Source organism: Psychrobacter sp. GW64-MNA-CIBAN-0177 (genome assembly GCF_040309585.1).
Lineage (GTDB): Bacteria > Pseudomonadota > Gammaproteobacteria > Pseudomonadales > Moraxellaceae > Psychrobacter > Psychrobacter okhotskensis.
Genome location: NZ_JBEOOY010000556.1, coordinates 1 through 241 on the forward strand (window position 1 = coordinate 1; position 241 = coordinate 241).

1 protein-coding gene is annotated in these 241 nt (G+C 44.0%); it reads right to left on the bottom strand.

Going from position 1 to position 241, the window contains the following annotated elements; genetic code table 11:
- Nucleotides 1–241, bottom strand: a 241-nt coding sequence (locus AAEY79_RS16200) for a putative RNA methyltransferase (RefSeq protein WP_352289762.1), incomplete at both ends; no start/stop codon positions are given.

Below are 241 nucleotides of genomic sequence, written 5' to 3' on the forward strand. Positions count from 1 at the left end.
GTTTTATTTTGCCCCAATAACTGCGTCATTTGCTCACAAATTAGGTCTTTTAACGGTTGATAATAACCTGCAGTTAAAAAGCGCTGGCGGGCAATAATAGATTGCTGGCTATCGCCCGGCTCCTTAGATTTTTTTTGTTGAACAGGTAATAAATTAACGTAACCTTGGCGCGCCACATCAAAAGGATGTATCGTTTGTTTTGGCTGCAAGCTGCCATCACAGCGCCACGTATCGGCAGCAG